The 15,228-nt window shown below is 59.0% G+C and carries 16 protein-coding genes; 10 read left to right on the top strand and 6 right to left on the bottom strand.

What is annotated here, in order from left to right:
- The first annotated feature begins 66 nt into the window (after window positions 1–66).
- A complete protein-coding gene (locus UTO39_RS17305; RefSeq protein WP_320727662.1) occupies window positions 67–1,287 on the top strand; it encodes an aspartate aminotransferase family protein in 1,221 nt (406 codons plus the stop codon).
- Here UTO39_RS17305 and UTO39_RS17310 read toward each other — a convergent pair.
- Together UTO39_RS17310 and crp are read right to left on the bottom strand one after the other, a co-directional pair.
- On the bottom strand, window positions 1,284–3,377 hold the full coding sequence (locus tag UTO39_RS17310; protein WP_320727672.1) for a YccS/YhfK family putative transporter: 2,094 nt from the start codon (window positions 3,375–3,377) through the stop codon (window positions 1,284–1,286). The genes UTO39_RS17305 and UTO39_RS17310 overlap by 4 nt on opposite strands.
- A gap of 57 nt (window positions 3,378–3,434) precedes the next feature.
- Window positions 3,435–4,067, bottom strand: coding sequence for a cAMP-activated global transcriptional regulator CRP (gene crp / locus UTO39_RS17315; RefSeq protein ID WP_000242758.1), 633 nt, complete (start codon window positions 4,065–4,067; stop codon window positions 3,435–3,437).
- A gap of 311 nt (window positions 4,068–4,378) precedes the next feature.
- Here crp and UTO39_RS17320 point away from each other — a divergent pair, with 311 nt between their 5' ends.
- Window positions 4,379–4,783, top strand: coding sequence for an OsmC family protein (locus UTO39_RS17320; protein ID WP_320727673.1), 405 nt, complete (start codon window positions 4,379–4,381; stop codon window positions 4,781–4,783).
- 66 nt (window positions 4,784–4,849) lie between these two features.
- Here UTO39_RS17320 and UTO39_RS17325 read toward each other — a convergent pair whose 3' ends face one another.
- From UTO39_RS17325 to UTO39_RS17335, 3 genes are read right to left on the bottom strand one after another with little or no spacing between them, the layout of a single operon-like run.
- Window positions 4,850–5,719, bottom strand: a complete 870-nt coding sequence (locus UTO39_RS17325) for a phosphoribulokinase (protein ID WP_253543376.1) — start codon at window positions 5,717–5,719, stop codon at window positions 4,850–4,852.
- A gap of 30 nt (window positions 5,720–5,749) precedes the next feature.
- A complete protein-coding gene (locus UTO39_RS17330; RefSeq protein ID WP_008503016.1) occupies window positions 5,750–5,968 on the bottom strand; it encodes a YheU family protein in 219 nt (72 codons plus the stop codon).
- Window positions 5,965–6,987 carry a hydrolase gene (locus UTO39_RS17335; protein WP_253543375.1) on the bottom strand — a complete coding sequence of 341 codons (1,023 nt, stop codon included), beginning with the start codon at window positions 6,985–6,987 and terminating at the stop codon, window positions 5,965–5,967. Before UTO39_RS17335 ends, UTO39_RS17330 begins: the two co-directional genes overlap by 4 nt.
- A gap of 228 nt (window positions 6,988–7,215) precedes the next feature.
- Between UTO39_RS17335 and mdcA the strand changes: the two genes are divergently transcribed.
- The 8 genes from mdcA (at window position 7,216) to mdcH (ending at window position 14,262) form a co-directional block, all read left to right on the top strand.
- Entirely contained in the window at window positions 7,216–8,871 is a 1,656-nt protein-coding gene (gene mdcA, locus UTO39_RS17340) for a malonate decarboxylase subunit alpha (RefSeq protein ID WP_013099050.1), read from the top strand.
- Window positions 8,871–9,728 carry a triphosphoribosyl-dephospho-CoA synthase gene (locus UTO39_RS17345; protein WP_320727663.1) on the top strand — a complete coding sequence of 286 codons (858 nt, stop codon included), beginning with the start codon at window positions 8,871–8,873 and terminating at the stop codon, window positions 9,726–9,728. Before mdcA ends, UTO39_RS17345 begins: the two co-directional genes overlap by 1 nt.
- A gap of 9 nt (window positions 9,729–9,737) precedes the next feature.
- The gene (gene mdcC / locus UTO39_RS17350; RefSeq protein ID WP_029882152.1) at window positions 9,738–10,037 is read left to right on the top strand and encodes a malonate decarboxylase acyl carrier protein; all 300 of its coding nucleotides are present in this window, start codon (window positions 9,738–9,740) and stop codon (window positions 10,035–10,037) included.
- Window positions 10,030–10,863, top strand: coding sequence for a biotin-independent malonate decarboxylase subunit beta (locus UTO39_RS17355; RefSeq protein ID WP_320727664.1), 834 nt, complete (start codon window positions 10,030–10,032; stop codon window positions 10,861–10,863). Before mdcC ends, UTO39_RS17355 begins: the two co-directional genes overlap by 8 nt.
- The gene (mdcE, locus tag UTO39_RS17360) at window positions 10,863–11,663 is read left to right on the top strand and encodes a biotin-independent malonate decarboxylase subunit gamma (RefSeq protein ID WP_320727674.1); all 801 of its coding nucleotides are present in this window, start codon (window positions 10,863–10,865) and stop codon (window positions 11,661–11,663) included. Before UTO39_RS17355 ends, mdcE begins: the two co-directional genes overlap by 1 nt.
- 123 nt (window positions 11,664–11,786) lie before the next feature.
- Window positions 11,787–12,746 carry an AEC family transporter gene (locus UTO39_RS17365; RefSeq protein WP_320727665.1) on the top strand — a complete coding sequence of 320 codons (960 nt, stop codon included), beginning with the start codon at window positions 11,787–11,789 and terminating at the stop codon, window positions 12,744–12,746.
- Between the two features lie 2 nt (window positions 12,747–12,748).
- Window positions 12,749–13,366, top strand: coding sequence for a malonate decarboxylase holo-ACP synthase (locus tag UTO39_RS17370; RefSeq protein ID WP_320727666.1), 618 nt, complete (start codon window positions 12,749–12,751; stop codon window positions 13,364–13,366).
- Complete coding sequence (gene mdcH / locus UTO39_RS17375) at window positions 13,366–14,262, top strand: malonate decarboxylase subunit epsilon (RefSeq protein WP_320727667.1); 897 nt, start codon at window positions 13,366–13,368, stop codon at window positions 14,260–14,262. The genes UTO39_RS17370 and mdcH overlap by 1 nt, the downstream gene beginning before the upstream one ends.
- Window positions 14,263–14,285: 23 nt before the next feature.
- Here mdcH and UTO39_RS17380 read toward each other — a convergent pair whose 3' ends face one another.
- Window positions 14,286–15,218 carry a LysR substrate-binding domain-containing protein gene (locus tag UTO39_RS17380; protein ID WP_061096897.1) on the bottom strand — a complete coding sequence of 311 codons (933 nt, stop codon included), beginning with the start codon at window positions 15,216–15,218 and terminating at the stop codon, window positions 14,286–14,288.
- Window positions 15,219–15,228: the final 10 nt, after the last annotated feature.

Consider the following 15,228-nt stretch of genomic DNA (forward strand, 5'->3'; position numbering starts at 1 on the left):
ATTTTTTATGCATATTTTGTGATTATATTTTCACAATCAATGTGACATAAAATGGATGGGCATGACATGGCAACTGAACAACCAGCAATTACCCGCGCGACATTCGATGAAGTAATTCTGCCGATTTATGCACCGGCTGAGTTTATCCCGGTGAAGGGGAAAGGCAGCCGCGTCTGGGATCAGCAGGGCAAGGAGTACGTGGATTTCGCGGGCGGTATTGCGGTCACGGCGCTGGGTCACTGCCATCCTGCGCTGGTGGACGCGCTGAAAACCCAGGGCGAAACCCTGTGGCACACCAGCAACGTATTCACCAACGAACCGGCGCTGCGCCTGGGCCGTAAGATCATTGATGCCACCTTTGCCGAGCGCGTGCTGTTTATGAACTCCGGCACCGAAGCGAACGAAACCGCCTTCAAGCTGGCGCGCTACTACGCCACCACGCGCCATAGCCCGTACAAAACTAAAATCATCGCCTTCCATAACGCCTTCCACGGACGCTCTTTCTTTACCGTCTCCGTTGGCGGCCAGCCGAAGTATTCCGACGGCTTCGGTCCGAAACCGGCGGACATTGTCCACGTGCCGTTTAACGATCTGCACGCGGTGAAAGCGGTGATGGACGACCACACCTGCGCGGTCGTGGTGGAGCCGATTCAGGGCGAAGGCGGCGTGACGGCGGCGACCCCGGAGTTCCTGAAAGGGCTGCGCGAACTGTGCGACGAGCATCAGGCGCTGCTGGTGTTTGATGAAGTGCAGTGCGGGATGGGGCGTACCGGAGAGCTGTTTGCCTACATGCACTACGGCGTGACGCCGGATATTCTGACCAGCGCCAAAGCGCTCGGCGGCGGTTTCCCGGTGAGTGCGGTACTGACGACGCAGGAGATTGCCTCCGCGTTCCACGTTGGGTCTCACGGCTCCACCTACGGCGGTAACCCGCTGGCGAGCGCCGTGGCAGGTGCTGCGTTCGACATTATCAACACCCCTGAGGTGCTAAACGGTGTAAGCGCGAAGCGCGAGCTGTTTGTGAAGCATCTCCAGCAGATTAACGATAAGTACGACGTCTTCAGCGAGATCCGCGGCATGGGGCTGCTGATTGGTGCCGAGCTGAAGCCGCAGTACAAAGGCCGCGCGCGCGATTTCCTGCACGCTGCCGCCCACGAAGGCGTCATGGTGCTCAACGCGGGGCCGGACGTGATGCGCTTCGCGCCGTCGCTGGTGGTGGAAGAGAAAGATATTGAAGACGGGTTAGCCCGCTTTGCCGCGGCGGTCGCGAAAATCGTTCAAGGCTAATACTCGGTTCGCTTTAACCGCCGCGTTAACCAAATGCCGTGATGCGGGCGCTGACGCCATGCCACCGACGAAATGGTGTGCATGGTGTTCAGATGCCCTAGCACGCGCTGCAAATGCTGCTCCAGGGTGCTCATCGGCCCGTGGGTCAGCGTCTCCGGTGCTTCCAGAATGTTCGAGTCGCCCGACTCGCCCGGCGCGTCATACTCCAGACGCTGCTGACACCTCTGCAGGGCAATTTCACAGGACTGTAAATAGCGCTGCGCCAGATCCGGCGTCAGCATCGTGTGCTCGCGCGCCAGCGTTGTCATGGCATTGATGTGCTCGACGATAAACTGGCTGTGCGTCACCCACAGCTTCATGTCCGCCAGATAATGTGAATTAAAGCCCGGCTCCTGCATCGCCTGATTCAGCGAGTTGAACAGGGCGTTATGCGCCTGGTTGACCTTCATACGTTCGTAAGCAAGCGGGGAAGGCTGCGGATCGTCGCTCAGGATCAGACGAATGGCCTGCTGATCGGCTTCCAGCGCGTCGTGGGCGTTCTGCCTCAGCAGCCCGCTCTGCCACTGCGGCCACAGCCAGACCATCCCGCCAAAGGCGATTAGGCAGCCAATCAGCGTGTCGATCAGGCGGGCAACGATGAACTGTTCGCCGTTGAGCGTAAGCAGCTGCAGGGTGTATACCGCCGTCACCGTAAAGCCCACCATTGCCCAGCCGTAGTTTTTGCGAATGATGAGATAGCTTACCAGGGTGATCGCCAGCATGCCCGCCAGGGTATAGCCCTCGGGCACGTGGAAGTGCAGCGTCACGCCCGCAATGATCAGCCCGGCCATCGTGCCGCCTGCCCGGTGCAGAATGCGCACTCGCGTGGCGCCATAGCCGTTCTGGGTAACAAACAGCACGGTCATTAAGATCCAGTAGGGTTTCGGCAGGTGGAGCGCCATGCCCATCAGGCTGGCGATACTGAGCATGACGCTAATCCTTGCGGCGTTGCGCAGGGCGGAAGATTTCAGAGACAGGTAGCTTCTCAGCGCCGGCAGCAGCGGCAGACGTTTTTGTTTATCCGCCATCAGGTCACGGGGATAAAGCGGGCGCTGGGTGCGCAGCACGCGGGCGATGCGGCTGAAGTGCCAGGCGGCGAACTGGCCGACCGGGTTATCCGGGTGCTGGCGGGCAATTTTCTCCAGCGCGCCGAGCTGTTTGTCCATGTTAAAGCGCGTGGGGTAACGGTGGTAGAGAATATCATCGGCCAGCACCCGCAGACGCGCAGAGACGGTCTGCGCGTTCCAGCGGATCACCGCTTCGGCATGGCTGCGCTCAACCAGCTTTTGCACCTCCTGCGGGTGGTGAAGGCTAACGGAGATATGCTCCTGAAGGTCCAGCCCCACCTGGAAGGTGCGCAGCAGCCGTTTATATTCGTGGTTCTTGTTGGCGGCGAGCATATGCAGCTGCTGATAGCACTGGCTTATCAGATCCACCACCTTTTGCTGGCGCGTCAGCAGCGGCGGTAAGGATTTTTCCGGATCGGTATGCTGGGTGAGCAGGGTGTATTTGGCTTCGCAGTAATCCGCAAGCTGCACGTAGAGCAGGCTCAGCGATTCGCGCAGCGGCTGCTCCCGCCACAGCCACAGCCAGAACCAGAACCAGTTAAACAGACCGTACCACAGCGTGCCGAGGGCGTAGATCAGCAGCGGCTCCCACACGGGCATATTCCCGGCGAGGCTCAGGGTGAAGATGGCCGCAATGAGTGACGCGGGAAGCAGACGGGCATGGAGCGAACTGATTTCGGCCGTGACGCCGAGGGTCATCGCCAGCACGGTCAGGATCAGCGGCAGGGGAATATCGCGAGCCAGCAGAAGCTGCACCGCGAGGCTACAGCCTGCAAACAGCGAACCGCCAATTATCAGACGTTTGAAAAAGCGTTTATGGGGCGTATCCAGACCGGCAATGTTGCAGCAGGCGGGGACGAGGGAAAACAGCAGGCCCTGCTGAAGATGTCCCAGGATCAGGCCCACGGCCACGGGAAGACACAACACCAGCGTTTGTCGCAGTGCGTAGTTAACTTCCGGGTGATAGATCAGCCTGCGCCACATGGGGAAAAGAGACAAAAACGGCGTGACACCTCGCGATGGCACGCCGTTTGAGCAGGATTAACGGGTTCCGTAAACCACGATGGTTTTACCGTGGGCGGAGATCAGGTTTTGATCTTCCAGCATTTTCAGGATACGGCCCACGGTTTCGCGGGAGCAACCGACGATCTGACCAATTTCCTGACGGGTAATTTTAATTTGCATGCCGTCCGGGTGGGTCATCGCGTCTGGCTGTTTCGCCAGGTTCAGCAGGGTCTGCGCGATGCGGCCGGTCACGTCCAGGAAGGCGAGGTTACCCACTTTCTCTGACGTCACCTGCAGACGGCGCGCCATCTGGGAAGAAAGACGCATCAGGATGTCAGGGTTTACCTGAATCAGCTGACGGAATTTCTTATAAGAAATTTCAGCCACTTCACATGCTGTCTTTGCACGAACCCAGGCGCTACGTTCCTGGCCTTCTTCAAACAGGCCCAGTTCACCGATAAAATCGCCCTGGTTCAGATAAGAAAGGATCATCTCTTTGCCTTCCTCATCTTTGATCAGCACTGCCACCGAGCCTTTGACGATGTAATACAACGTTTCCGCTTTTTCACCCTGGTGAATCAGCGTGCTCTTCGATGGGTACTTATGAATGTGGCAATGAGACAAGAACCATTCGAGAGTCGGGTCTGTTTGCGGTTTGCCAAGCACCATGCGCTGTTATCCTCTGTTATAAGCTGTCACCAGAGTCATCAGATGCATCCGGACTCTGGGGTTGCAATCGAATTCTTACCCATACCCTGGGAAGTCGGCTGTCGTAACGTTTCGCAGCCAGTAAAGTTTGATGTCCTCTGCATACATGTGTAACGTCAATGTATTACTGTAGCATCCTGAGTGTTTTAGCATAGCTTTCGCCGCGTGTCTCCTGGTGTCTCGCTTCAGCATGATGCAGGTCGCCTTCCATTGCGAGAAATGTAACGCACGCGTAATCTGTCACCAAAAATGCAACGTTGGAGTTAATGAATATGCAAGCGCGCGTGAAGTGGGTTGAAGGTTTAACGTTCCTGGGCGAGTCCGCGTCAGGACACCAGATTTTGATGGATGGTAACTCCGGCGATAAAGCGCCGAGCCCAATGGAAATGGTGCTGATGGCGGCAGGTGGATGCAGCGCGATCGACGTGGTGTCGATTCTGCAAAAAGGTCGTCATGACGTGACGGATTGCGAGGTTAAACTCACCTCAGAACGTCGCGAAGAGGCGCCGCGCCTGTTCATCCACATTAATCTGCACTTTGTTGTTACCGGGAAAGCGCTGAAAGACGCGGCGGTTTCACGCGCGGTGGATCTTTCTGCGGAGAAATACTGCTCTGTGGCGTTAATGCTGGAGAAAGCGGTAAAAATCACCCATTCGTATGAAGTGATCGAGGCGTGATTCATGGGGCATCGTGCGTGTTGATGCCCTCACCCTAACCCTCTCCCACGGGGAGAGGGAACATGTTTACGGAATCTGCTTCCCTTCCATCAGTCGCTGAACCAGCGGCGTCATGATGAGCTCCATTGCCAGCCCCATTTTTCCGCCCGGCACCACTAACGTATTCATGTGCGAAATAAACGAGCCTTGCAGCATCGCCAGCAGCCAGGGGTAATCAATGCCGTCAAGATTGCGGAAGTGGATCACCACAAAGCTCTCATCCAGCGACGGGATGCTTTTCGCCGCGAACGGATTGGAGGTGTCCACCGTCGGCACGCGCTGGAAGTTAATGTGGGTTCGGGAGAACTGCGGCGTGAGGTAGTTGATGTAGTCTTCCATGGAACGCACCACCGAGTCCATCACCGCCTCGCGCGAATGGCCGCGCTCGCTCATGTCACGCGTCAGCTTCTGGATCCACTCCAGGTTAACGATCGGCACCACACCGACCAGCAGATCCACATGGCGCGCCACGTCGTGCTGAGGCGTGACCACGCCGCCGTGCAGTCCTTCATAAAACAGCACGTCGGTGGGTTCCGGCAGCGGTTGCCAGGGGGTAAAGGTGCCCGGCACCTGGTTCCAGGGTACGGCTTCGTCGTAGGTGTGCAGATATTTGCGGGACTGCCCGGTACCGCTCTGCCCGTATTCGCGGAAGGTTTGCTCCAGCAGGCCGAAATCATTGGCTTCCGGACCGAAGTAGCTGATGTGTTTACCCAGATCGCGCGCCTTGCGGATCGCCATGTCCATCTCAGGCCGCGTATAGCGGTGAAAGCTGTCGCCTTCGACCTCCGCCGAACGGAGATTCAGCTGGGCGAAAATCTTGCGAAAAGCGAGGCTGGTGGTGGTGGTTCCCGCACCACTCGAGCCCGTAACGGCAATAATGGGATGTCTGGCAGACATAGCAACTCCCTGACTGAAAAGGTTGGAAGATCAGCCGTGAAACGCGTTGCGGGGCATGATATTGACCGTCTCATGCAGTTCTGACCACACCAGCACCACGTCGCCGCTTTTCAGCTGGCGTTTTACATCGTTGACCTTTTGCTCAAGCGAACGCTCTTGTTCACCATAATCGGTGCCTTCGCGTAATACAAAGCTTTCAATCAGATTATCGAGCGTTTCGGGAGCCAGATCCTGCCAGGGAATGATCATTTTGCACCGTCCAGATAAGGAGTAAGCCAGTCAGGAATTCGCGCTTCCAGCCACATCTTCGGCCTGCGCAGCGTGCCGCCGATGAACCCCACGTGGCCGCCATGTTCGGTCAGCTGGTAGTGAACGTTGTCAGGCAGGAATTCCTGCGCGGGAATAGAATGATGATCCATGAACGGGTCATCTTTAGCGTGAATAATCAGCGTCGGCTGCGTGATTTTGCTGAGCAGCGGCATGGCGCTGCACTGTCGGTAATAGTCGATAGCATCGGCGAAGCCGTGAATTTTGGCGGTGATCAGATCGTCAAACTCGCGGATGCGGCGCACCTTTTTCAGCTGGCGCAGGCTTACCGGCAGGGTATCCGGATAGGCCTTCAGCTTGCGCGCCGCGTTGGCTTTCAGCAGGTTGAGCAGATAGCGCTGATAGACGCGAGAAAAGCCCTTTTCCATGTGGTAGCTGCACTGCTCCAGCATAAACGGTGCGGAGACAATGACGGCGGCATTCAGCGGTACGCTGTCGCCCTCTTTGGCCAGCAGGCAGGCCAGCATATTTCCGCCGAGCGAATAGCCCACCGCCGCCGTCGGCACGGTGCCGAAATTATCCCGCAGCCAGTGCAAGAACCAGGTGCCATCTTCGGTTTCGCCGGAGTGATAGATGCGTTTCTGGCGATTCGGCTCGCCGCTGCATCCCCGAAAGTGCATCACCACGCCAAGCCAGCCGCGCGCTTTTGCCGCCTGGATTAACCCATGTGCATACGGGCTGTGCAGGCTGCCTTCCAGACCGTGAAACACCACCAGGCGGGGTTTATGGCGCGCCTGTTCGGGATCTTCGCTCCAGGCGAGATCCAGAAAATCACCGTCCGGCAAATCCAGCCGCTGCCAGTGCGGAGTGAACTGCACCTTGCGGCGGATCAGGCGCGGCAGCATGGTCTGCAGGTGGCAATTGGCCACGCCGCGCATGGGCACGAAATCAGTGCTGTCTTCGGCGGTGAGGTCGAAGTCTGAGGGAATGATTTGGGTCATAAGGGCGATGCTGATTCTTGTCAGAAATTTACTATACCTTCCGAATTGTACCCCGTTTAGCCTGGTTTTCCGAACCATGAACTGATCCCGATCACAAATATTTACCTTGATTATTACTCTCAGGCTAATGATTCCTCTCTACGCTTAATTGATGCCTTTTCCGCCAGGGTGCAGACTTTACTCAGCGTTAAGCAAATCAAAATGATGTGCTGAATCAGGAGGTTAATAATGTTATCTGGGCAAATACCCACCCGGCAATGGAACACCCGACGCAGCGAAAAAGCGCGTCGTCTGGCCTCCGTACCGGTGCAGGGCAAGGTTCTGCCAACCGGCGACCTTGTCGCCATGCTGGAAAAACTGATCGCACCAGGCGATAAGGTCGTTCTGGAAGGCAACAACCAGAAGCAGGCGGATTTTCTTTCCCGCTCGCTGGCCGAAGTGAACCCGCAAATCGTGCATGACCTGCACATGATCATGCCAAGCGTTGGCCGCAGTGAACATCTGGATATCTTTGAGAAGGGCATTGCCCGTAAGCTGGACTTCTCCTTCTCCGGCACGCAGAGCCTGCGAATCTCCCAACTGCTGGAGGATGGTCAACTCGAAATCGGCGCCATTCATACCTATATCGAACTGTATTCACGTCTCTACGTCGACCTTTCACCAAACGTGGCGCTGATTGCCGGGTTTAAAGCAGACCGTAAAGGCAATCTCTACACCGGGGCGAGCACCGAAGATACTCCGGCGCTGGTAGAGGCCGCCGCGTTCCACGATGGGATCGTCATCGCACAGGTAAACGAGCTGGTGGACGACGAGTGCGACCTGCCGCGCGTCGATATCCCAGGCTCCTGGATTGACTACGTGGTGGTGGCCGACAAGCCGTTCTTTATCGAACCGCTGTTTACCCGCGATCCGCGCCTGATCAAACAGGAACACATCCTGATGGCGATGATGGCCATCAAAGGCATCTACGCTGAACATCAGGTGCAGTCCCTGAACCACGGCATTGGTTTTAACACCGCGGCAATCGAGCTGCTGCTGCCCACCTACGGCGAACAGCTCGGCCTGAAGGGCAAAATCTGTAAACACTGGACGCTGAACCCGCATCCGACGCTGATCCCGGCGATTGAAAGCGGCTGGGTGGAGAGCGTGCACTGCTTCGGCGGCGAGCTGGGGATGGAAGAGTACATCCGCGCCCGTCCGGACGTGTTCTTTACCGGTGCTGACGGCTCCATGCGCTCCAACCGCGCCTTCTGCCAGCTGGCGGGCCAGTACGCCGTGGATATGTTTATCGGCTCAACCCTGCAGGTGGATGGTTACGCCAACTCCTCAACGGTGACTCGTGGTCGCCTCTCCGGCTTCGGCGGCGCGCCGAACATGGGCCATGACCCACACGGTCGTCGCCACGCCACCCCGGCCTGGCTGAATATGATCACCGAACCAGACCCGATGCAGCGCGGTAAAAAGCTGGTCGTGCAGATGGTGGAAACCTTCCAGGCAGGCGTGAAGCCGACCTTCGTGGAAAAACTCGATGCCGTAGACGTGGCGAAAGCCTCCGGCATGCCGCTGGCACCGGTGATGATTTACGGCGATGACGTCACCCACGTGCTGACGGAAGAGGGGATTGCCTACCTTTACCGGGCAAAAGATCTGGAAGAGCGTCGTGCCATGGTCGCGGCCGTGGCGGGTATTACCGATATCGGTCTGGGCGTGGACGCCAGACGCGTGGCGGAACTGCGCCAGAGCGGCAAGGTCGTGTACCCGGAAGACATGGGTATTCGCCGTACCGATGCCACCCGCTCTCTGCTGGCGGCGGGCAGCGTGGCTGACCTCGTTGAGTGGTCCGGTGGTCTATACAACCCACCTGCGAAATTCCGGAGCTGGTAATGACACTTCTGCCCCAGATTCAGGTTGAAGGCGGTGCCGAATGGCTGGCGCGAACCGCCACGCAGTGTCTGATTGACGAAGCGCGTTTAAGCCCGAAACCCGGTCTGGTGGACAGCCGGGGGAACGGCGCGCACCACGATTTATCCCTTGCGTTGATGGAGCGCTCCGCGCACAGCCTGACCCCCACCTTTCAGGCGCTGGCGCAGCAGAGCTGGCGGCGTCCGGCGGATATTGCCCTCAGGCAAACCGTTGGCCGCCTTGGCCGCGAAGGCGAACGGCAGATGATGATCGCTACCGACGGCGTGAATACGCACCGTGGCGCAATCTGGGCGCTGGGGCTGCTGGTGAGCGCGGTGGCGATGCTGGGCGGCGACGCCCGCGCGCAAACCGCCGCTAACACCGCCGCGCAGCTGGCGAAACTCCCGGACGACGCGGCGCCGAAGGTGTTCAGTAAGGGGTTACGCGCTACGCACCGCTACCGCGTGCCGGGCGCACGGGAAGAGGCTCAGCAGGCGTTTCCGCACGTTATGCAGCGCGCGCTGCCGCAGCTTCGGCTGAGCCGTCTCAACGGCAGCAGCGAAACGAACGCCAGACTCGACGCGCTGATGGCAATCATGACCTCGCTCACCGATACCTGCGTGCTGTCGCGCGCCGGAATGGAGGGGCTGGACGCCATGCAGAACGGCGCCCGGGCGGTACTGGACGCCGGAGGATGCGCAACGCTCGCGGGGCAGCAGGCGCTGGCGCGGTTAGATCGCCAGATGCTGACGCTCAATGCCTCACCGGGCGGCGCCGCCGACCTGCTTGCCGCCACGCTGTTCCTTGACCGTGTCGAAACGCCCTATTCAAAGCATTAAGAGGATGTTATGGAAAAAATCACATTGACCATGCCAGCCAGCCGCACGTTAAGCGGCCGGGCGCTGGCAGGGGTAGTTGGATCCGGGGATATGGAGGTGCTCTTCACCGCCGAACCGGGCCAGACGCTAACCATTGATATCACTACTTCAGTCGACAACAGCCGTGGGCGCTGGGAGGCGTTGTTCAGCCGCCTGGAGACCGTCAGCAGCCTGCCCGCAGGCAAACTGACCATCCACGACTTTGGCGCGACGCCGGGCGTGGCGCGCATTCGTATCGAACAGGTTTTTGAAGGGGTGAGCCATGCGTGATGACAGCAGCTTTATCGAATTAAAAGCGCGCCAGCGTGCGCAGGCGCTGCTCGACGAGGGCAGCTACCGCGAACTGCTGGATCCGTTTGCAGGCATTATCTCTCCGTGGTTGGGGCCACAGGGCATTGTTCCTCAGGCCGATGACGGCATGGTGGTCGCGAAAGGGACCATCAACGGCCAGCCTGCTGTAGTCGTGGCAATTGAAGGCGCGTTCCAGGGCGGCAGCATGGGCGAGGTTTCCGGCGCGAAAATGGCGGCGGCGCTTGAGCTGGCGGCGGAAGATAACCGCAACGGCATTCCGACTCAGGCGGTGCTGTGTCTCGAAACCGGCGGCGTACGCCTGCAGGAAGCCAACCTCGGCCTGGCGGCGATTGCCGATATCCACGCGGCGATCGTTGACCTGCGTCGCTACACGCCCGTTATCGGGATCGTGGCCGGAACCGTGGGCTGCTTCGGCGGGATGTCCATTGCGGCAGCGCTGTGTAGCTACCTGATTGTGACCCGCGAAGCGCGTCTGGGGCTAAACGGCCCTCAGGTAATTGAGCAGGAAGCGGGCATTGACGAGTACGACTCCCGCGACCGTCCGTTTATCTGGAGCATGACCGGCGGCGAGGTGCGTTATCAGAGCGGGCTGGTGGACGCGCTGGTCGGCGACGGCGTGAATGCGGTGAAAGCCGCGATGAACGAGGCCATCGCCAAAGGCGTACCGGCGAAGCATCGCACCGATAACTATGACGATTACCTGAACCGTCTGACCAATTTCGACACCCGCAAACAGGCCGATGCCGAACAGATTAACGCGCTTTTTGCCCGGGAGGTGAAATGATGAGTAACGCAATGAGCCGTGGCGAACGCTGGCTGGAAACCCTCGCGCCGAACGCCAAACGTATTGAGGGGCTTTGCCCGTCCGTGCAGGCGGCAGACGGTGAGCTGAACGGTGAAACGGTGCGTTTTATCGCCATAGTGCCGGATGCCAACAACCACTTCCCGCGCGCGGCGAAAGGGGAAGTCGGCCTGCTCGAAGGCTGGACGCTGGCGAAAGTGGTCAGTGAAACCGTCGCGGCAGATGCTGATAAAACCGTTAAGCGCCCGATTGTGGCGGTGATTGACGTCCCAAGCCAGGCCTATGGCCGTCGCGAAGAGGCGTTTGGTATCCACCAGGCGCTGGCGGGAGCCGCGGCCGCCTACGCCAACGCGCGCCTGGCGGGTCATCCGGTGATTGGCCTGATTGTTGGTAAAGCCATGTCCGGCGCGTTTCTGGCGCATGGCTACCAGGCCAACCGTCTGATTGCCTTTAACGATAAAGGCGTGCTCATCCACGCCATGGGGAAAGAGTCTGCCGCGCGGATCACCCTGCGCAGCGTGGAGGCGCTGGAAAAACTGGCTGCCACTATTCCGCCTATGGCGTATGACATTAACAACTACGCCACGCTGGGGCTGCTCTCCAGCCTGCTGGATATCAGCAACCCGGATGCCCCATCCGAAAGCGACCTGACGCTGGTGAAAACCACCCTGCAACAGGCCATCAGTGACGCTCGCCAGGACCCGACGCTAAAAAGCCGTCTGGGTGCTGACAATCGCCGCAGCTCGGCGCTCGTACGCGAACGTATGCGCGCCAGCTGGTAAGTAAAAAGAGACCTGCCAGATGCACAACCTCACGGGCATATCCGTTATGCCCGTGCGGGAACCTGCATCCTGAAAATAATAATCATCGCGCCAGTGCTACTTCTTTTTAATCACAGGTGATTTATGACTTACGTAATTGTTCATGCTCTCGCACCGATTTTCGTCATCATGCTGCTGGGATTCTGGGCCGGTAAGGCAAAGATGGTCGATAACAAAAATGTTTCCCTGCTCAATATCTTCGTCATGGATTTTGCGCTGCCTGCCGCGCTGTTCAGCGCGACCGTGCAAACCCCGTGGACCGGCATCGTGGCGCAGTCGCCGCTGATCCTGGTGCTGACCCTGGCGATGTGGATCACCTACGCAGCCATCTATTTTCTTGCCACGAAGATCTTTAAAAAATCCCCGCAGGATGCGGCCGTGCTGACGCTCACCGTCGCGCTGCCAAACTATGCGGCGCTTGGTCTGCCGATTCTGGGCAGCGTGCTGGGTGAGGGATCTTCCACGTCTCTGTCCGTAGCGGTCTCTATTGCCTGCGGTTCCGTGCTGATGACGCCGTTCTGTCTGCTGATTCTGGAGCGGGAAAAAGCGCGCGCTGAGGGCAATACCTCCGGCTCAACCCTCTCTATGCTGCCGGTGCTAATGTGGCGTTCGATTAAAAAACCGATCGTGATGGGTCCGCTGCTGGGTGTGATTTTATCCGCCATCGGCATCAAAATGCCGGAGCTGGTCCTCGCTGCGATTAAACCGTTGGGGCTGTCCGCCACCGCTGCGGCGCTGTTCCTGACCGGGGTGATCCTCTCTGCCCGTAAGCTGCAGATCAACACCATGGTGATTACCTCGACCATTGCCAAGCTGCTGATCCAGCCAGCCATTGCCTGGGGTATCGTTTTAATCTTTGGTCTGCATGGCTCCGTGGCGATCACCGCCATCCTGATGATTGCGCTTTCTGCGGGCTTCTTCGGCGTGGTGTTCGGTAACCGCTTTGGCGTGCAGTCGCCGGATGCAGAAGCCGTGCTGCTGTTAAGCTCCGTACTGTGTATCCTGTCGCTGCCGCTGTTTATTTCGCTGACTTCAGGAATGTAATCATGACCACAACATTACGCCCCCACGACCTCATCTGGCTTACCTCGCGCGACGCGCTGGAAGGGATTACAGAATCCTGGGTGGATGCCGCCTGGCATACCGGCCTGCCGGTGGTGGTGCGGCGTGATGTTGATAACGATGGCCGAATCCCCGTTGGCGTGCGCGGACTGCGCCGCGACCAGCGGGCGGCCGGATGGGTGAAGCCCGAAAATGTGTTACGCGTGGTTTCACCTGAAGAGCTGTGCGCCACCGCCGGTCTGCTGCGTTCGCCGTTTGTCACCCAGCCACCGGTTCAGGTGGCGCTGCAGCTTGTGCAGCAGTCGTGGCCGTGGACGTGGGGCATCACCGGCAGCACCGGCTACGCGCTGGCGACCGGCATTCCTGTGATCCATGCCGACAGCGATCTCGATCTGCTGATCCGCGCCCCGCAGCCGATATCACCTGACGCGTTTGCCGCCTGGCAGTTGCAGTTGAATGGTGCGCTGTGCCGGGCTGATACGCAGGTGGATACGCCCGAAGGCGGATTCGCGCTGGCGGAGTGGCTGCGCGACGGTAAAACGCTGCTGAAAACCCGCCGTGGGCCACGCCTGGTGGCAGATCCATGGCGCAGGGAGGAGTGATGAAAATACTGTTTACCTTTCCGGGTCAGGGCACGCAGCATGAAGGTATGCTGCAAAACCTGCCGGGAACGGAACTGGCTCAGGCGCGTGAGGTGCTGGGCGCCGAAGTTGACACGCTGGACAGTGCCGCCTCGTTAACCCATACCCGTGCGGTGCAGCTTTCTTTGCTCATTGCTGGTGTCGCCTGGGCGCGCGAGCTGGAGCGACGTGGCGTGTCACCTGACATCGTCAGCGGTTTATCGATTGGCGCTTACCCCGCAGCGGTGGTGGCAGGGGCGCTGGAATTTACGGACGCGCTTAAGCTGGTGGCGCTGCGTGGCGACCTGATGGAGCAGGCCTGGCCGCACGGTTACGGCCTGACGGCCATCATGGGCTTAACCCTGCCGCAGGTGGAACAGCTAGTCGAGGGTAGCGGAACATATATTGCAAACCTGAATGCCGAAACGCAGATCGTCATTGCCGGATCCGATGAAGGGATGGCACTGGTGGCAAAACGCGCCCTGGAAAAAGGTGCGAGCAAAGCGCAAAGGCTGGCTGTCAGCGTGCCATCCCACTGTGAACTGCTGGCGGAACCGGCACAAAAGCTGGCGGCGGCATTTGAGTCCGTCACGCTGGCTCGTCCACGCTGCGCGTACCTGAGCGGCAGTACCGGCCGCGTGCTCTGGCAGCCGGAAAAAATCGCTGACGATCTGGCAATGAATATGGCGCGCACCGTGCGCTGGCAGGAGGCAGTGATTGCCGCGAACGAGCGTGACGCGCGGCTGGCGATCGAGATGCCTCCCGGCGGTGTACTGACCTGCCTGACGCGTCAGGCGGCGTGGGAAGGGGAGACAATTTCGCTGGAGCGCAGCGGCGTGGACGTGGCGGTGCATCTGGCAGGAAGGCTTCGTGCGTGAATTTTTAACCCGGTGGCGCTACGTCAGGCATCCTCCTGCAGGCTGCGCGCATACATCCGCCCTTCGGCGGCTAATGCCCGCAGGCTCGGGTCCTGCTCGCGGTTGCGGGCAAAGACAATCGCGATCAGCTGCTGCATCTGGTACGGCTGTGCCAGCTTTAACAACTGCACGGAATTTTCATACACCTTCTTCATCCTGCCCGGCATCAGCGTAAAGCCCACGCCAGCCTGAACCAGGCTTAGCATTGAGAAAATGTCATTCACGCGGGTGACAATTTCCGGTTCAAATCCGGCGATATGAAATGCTTCCTGGAACCCCGCATAGGTGGCGAACCCTTCTGCCAGTGAGACAAATTTCTGATCTTTGTAGTCGCGTAAATCTGCCAGCCCGCCGGTATTCAGCGTGGCAGAGGCCGGAGCGGCCAGGAAAATGTCATCATGAAACAGGGGCAGGACTTCAAGGCTGTTGCGGTCGATGTCGCTTTCGGAAATCGAGATGAGGATCGCGTCCAGCGTACCGTCATCGAGCATGTGCAGCAACGTATCGTTGGAGCCCATGGTCAGATCCATCTCCAGATCCGGGCGGCGCAGCTTCATGCCCATAATCAGGCGCGGCACGGTTTCCAGCGTCAGCGAGTAGAGCGTGCCGACGCGCAACCGGCCCTGACCGATGCCGGCGACCTTGCGCGACTCTTCCAGCCCGCGCTCCATCACCTGCATTACTTCCTGGCAATACTCCAGCAGCGTCCACGCCGAGGGAAGGGCAACCAGGTTACGCCCTTTGTGGGTAAAGAGCGGACAGCGGACGTTCTCTTCCAGAGTATGCAGCGCACGATGCACGCTGACGCCGCTCAGCCCCAGCGTTTCGGCGGTACGCGCGATATTGCCCTTCTCCATAAACGTCATGAAGATGCTGAGCTTACGGAATGTAATCTCGCTCGTGGTATCGAAACCCATAACCCTCCCG

The organism is Enterobacter sp. 118C5 (assembly GCF_034107645.1).
Taxonomy (GTDB): Bacteria; Pseudomonadota; Gammaproteobacteria; order Enterobacterales; family Enterobacteriaceae; genus Enterobacter; species Enterobacter nematophilus.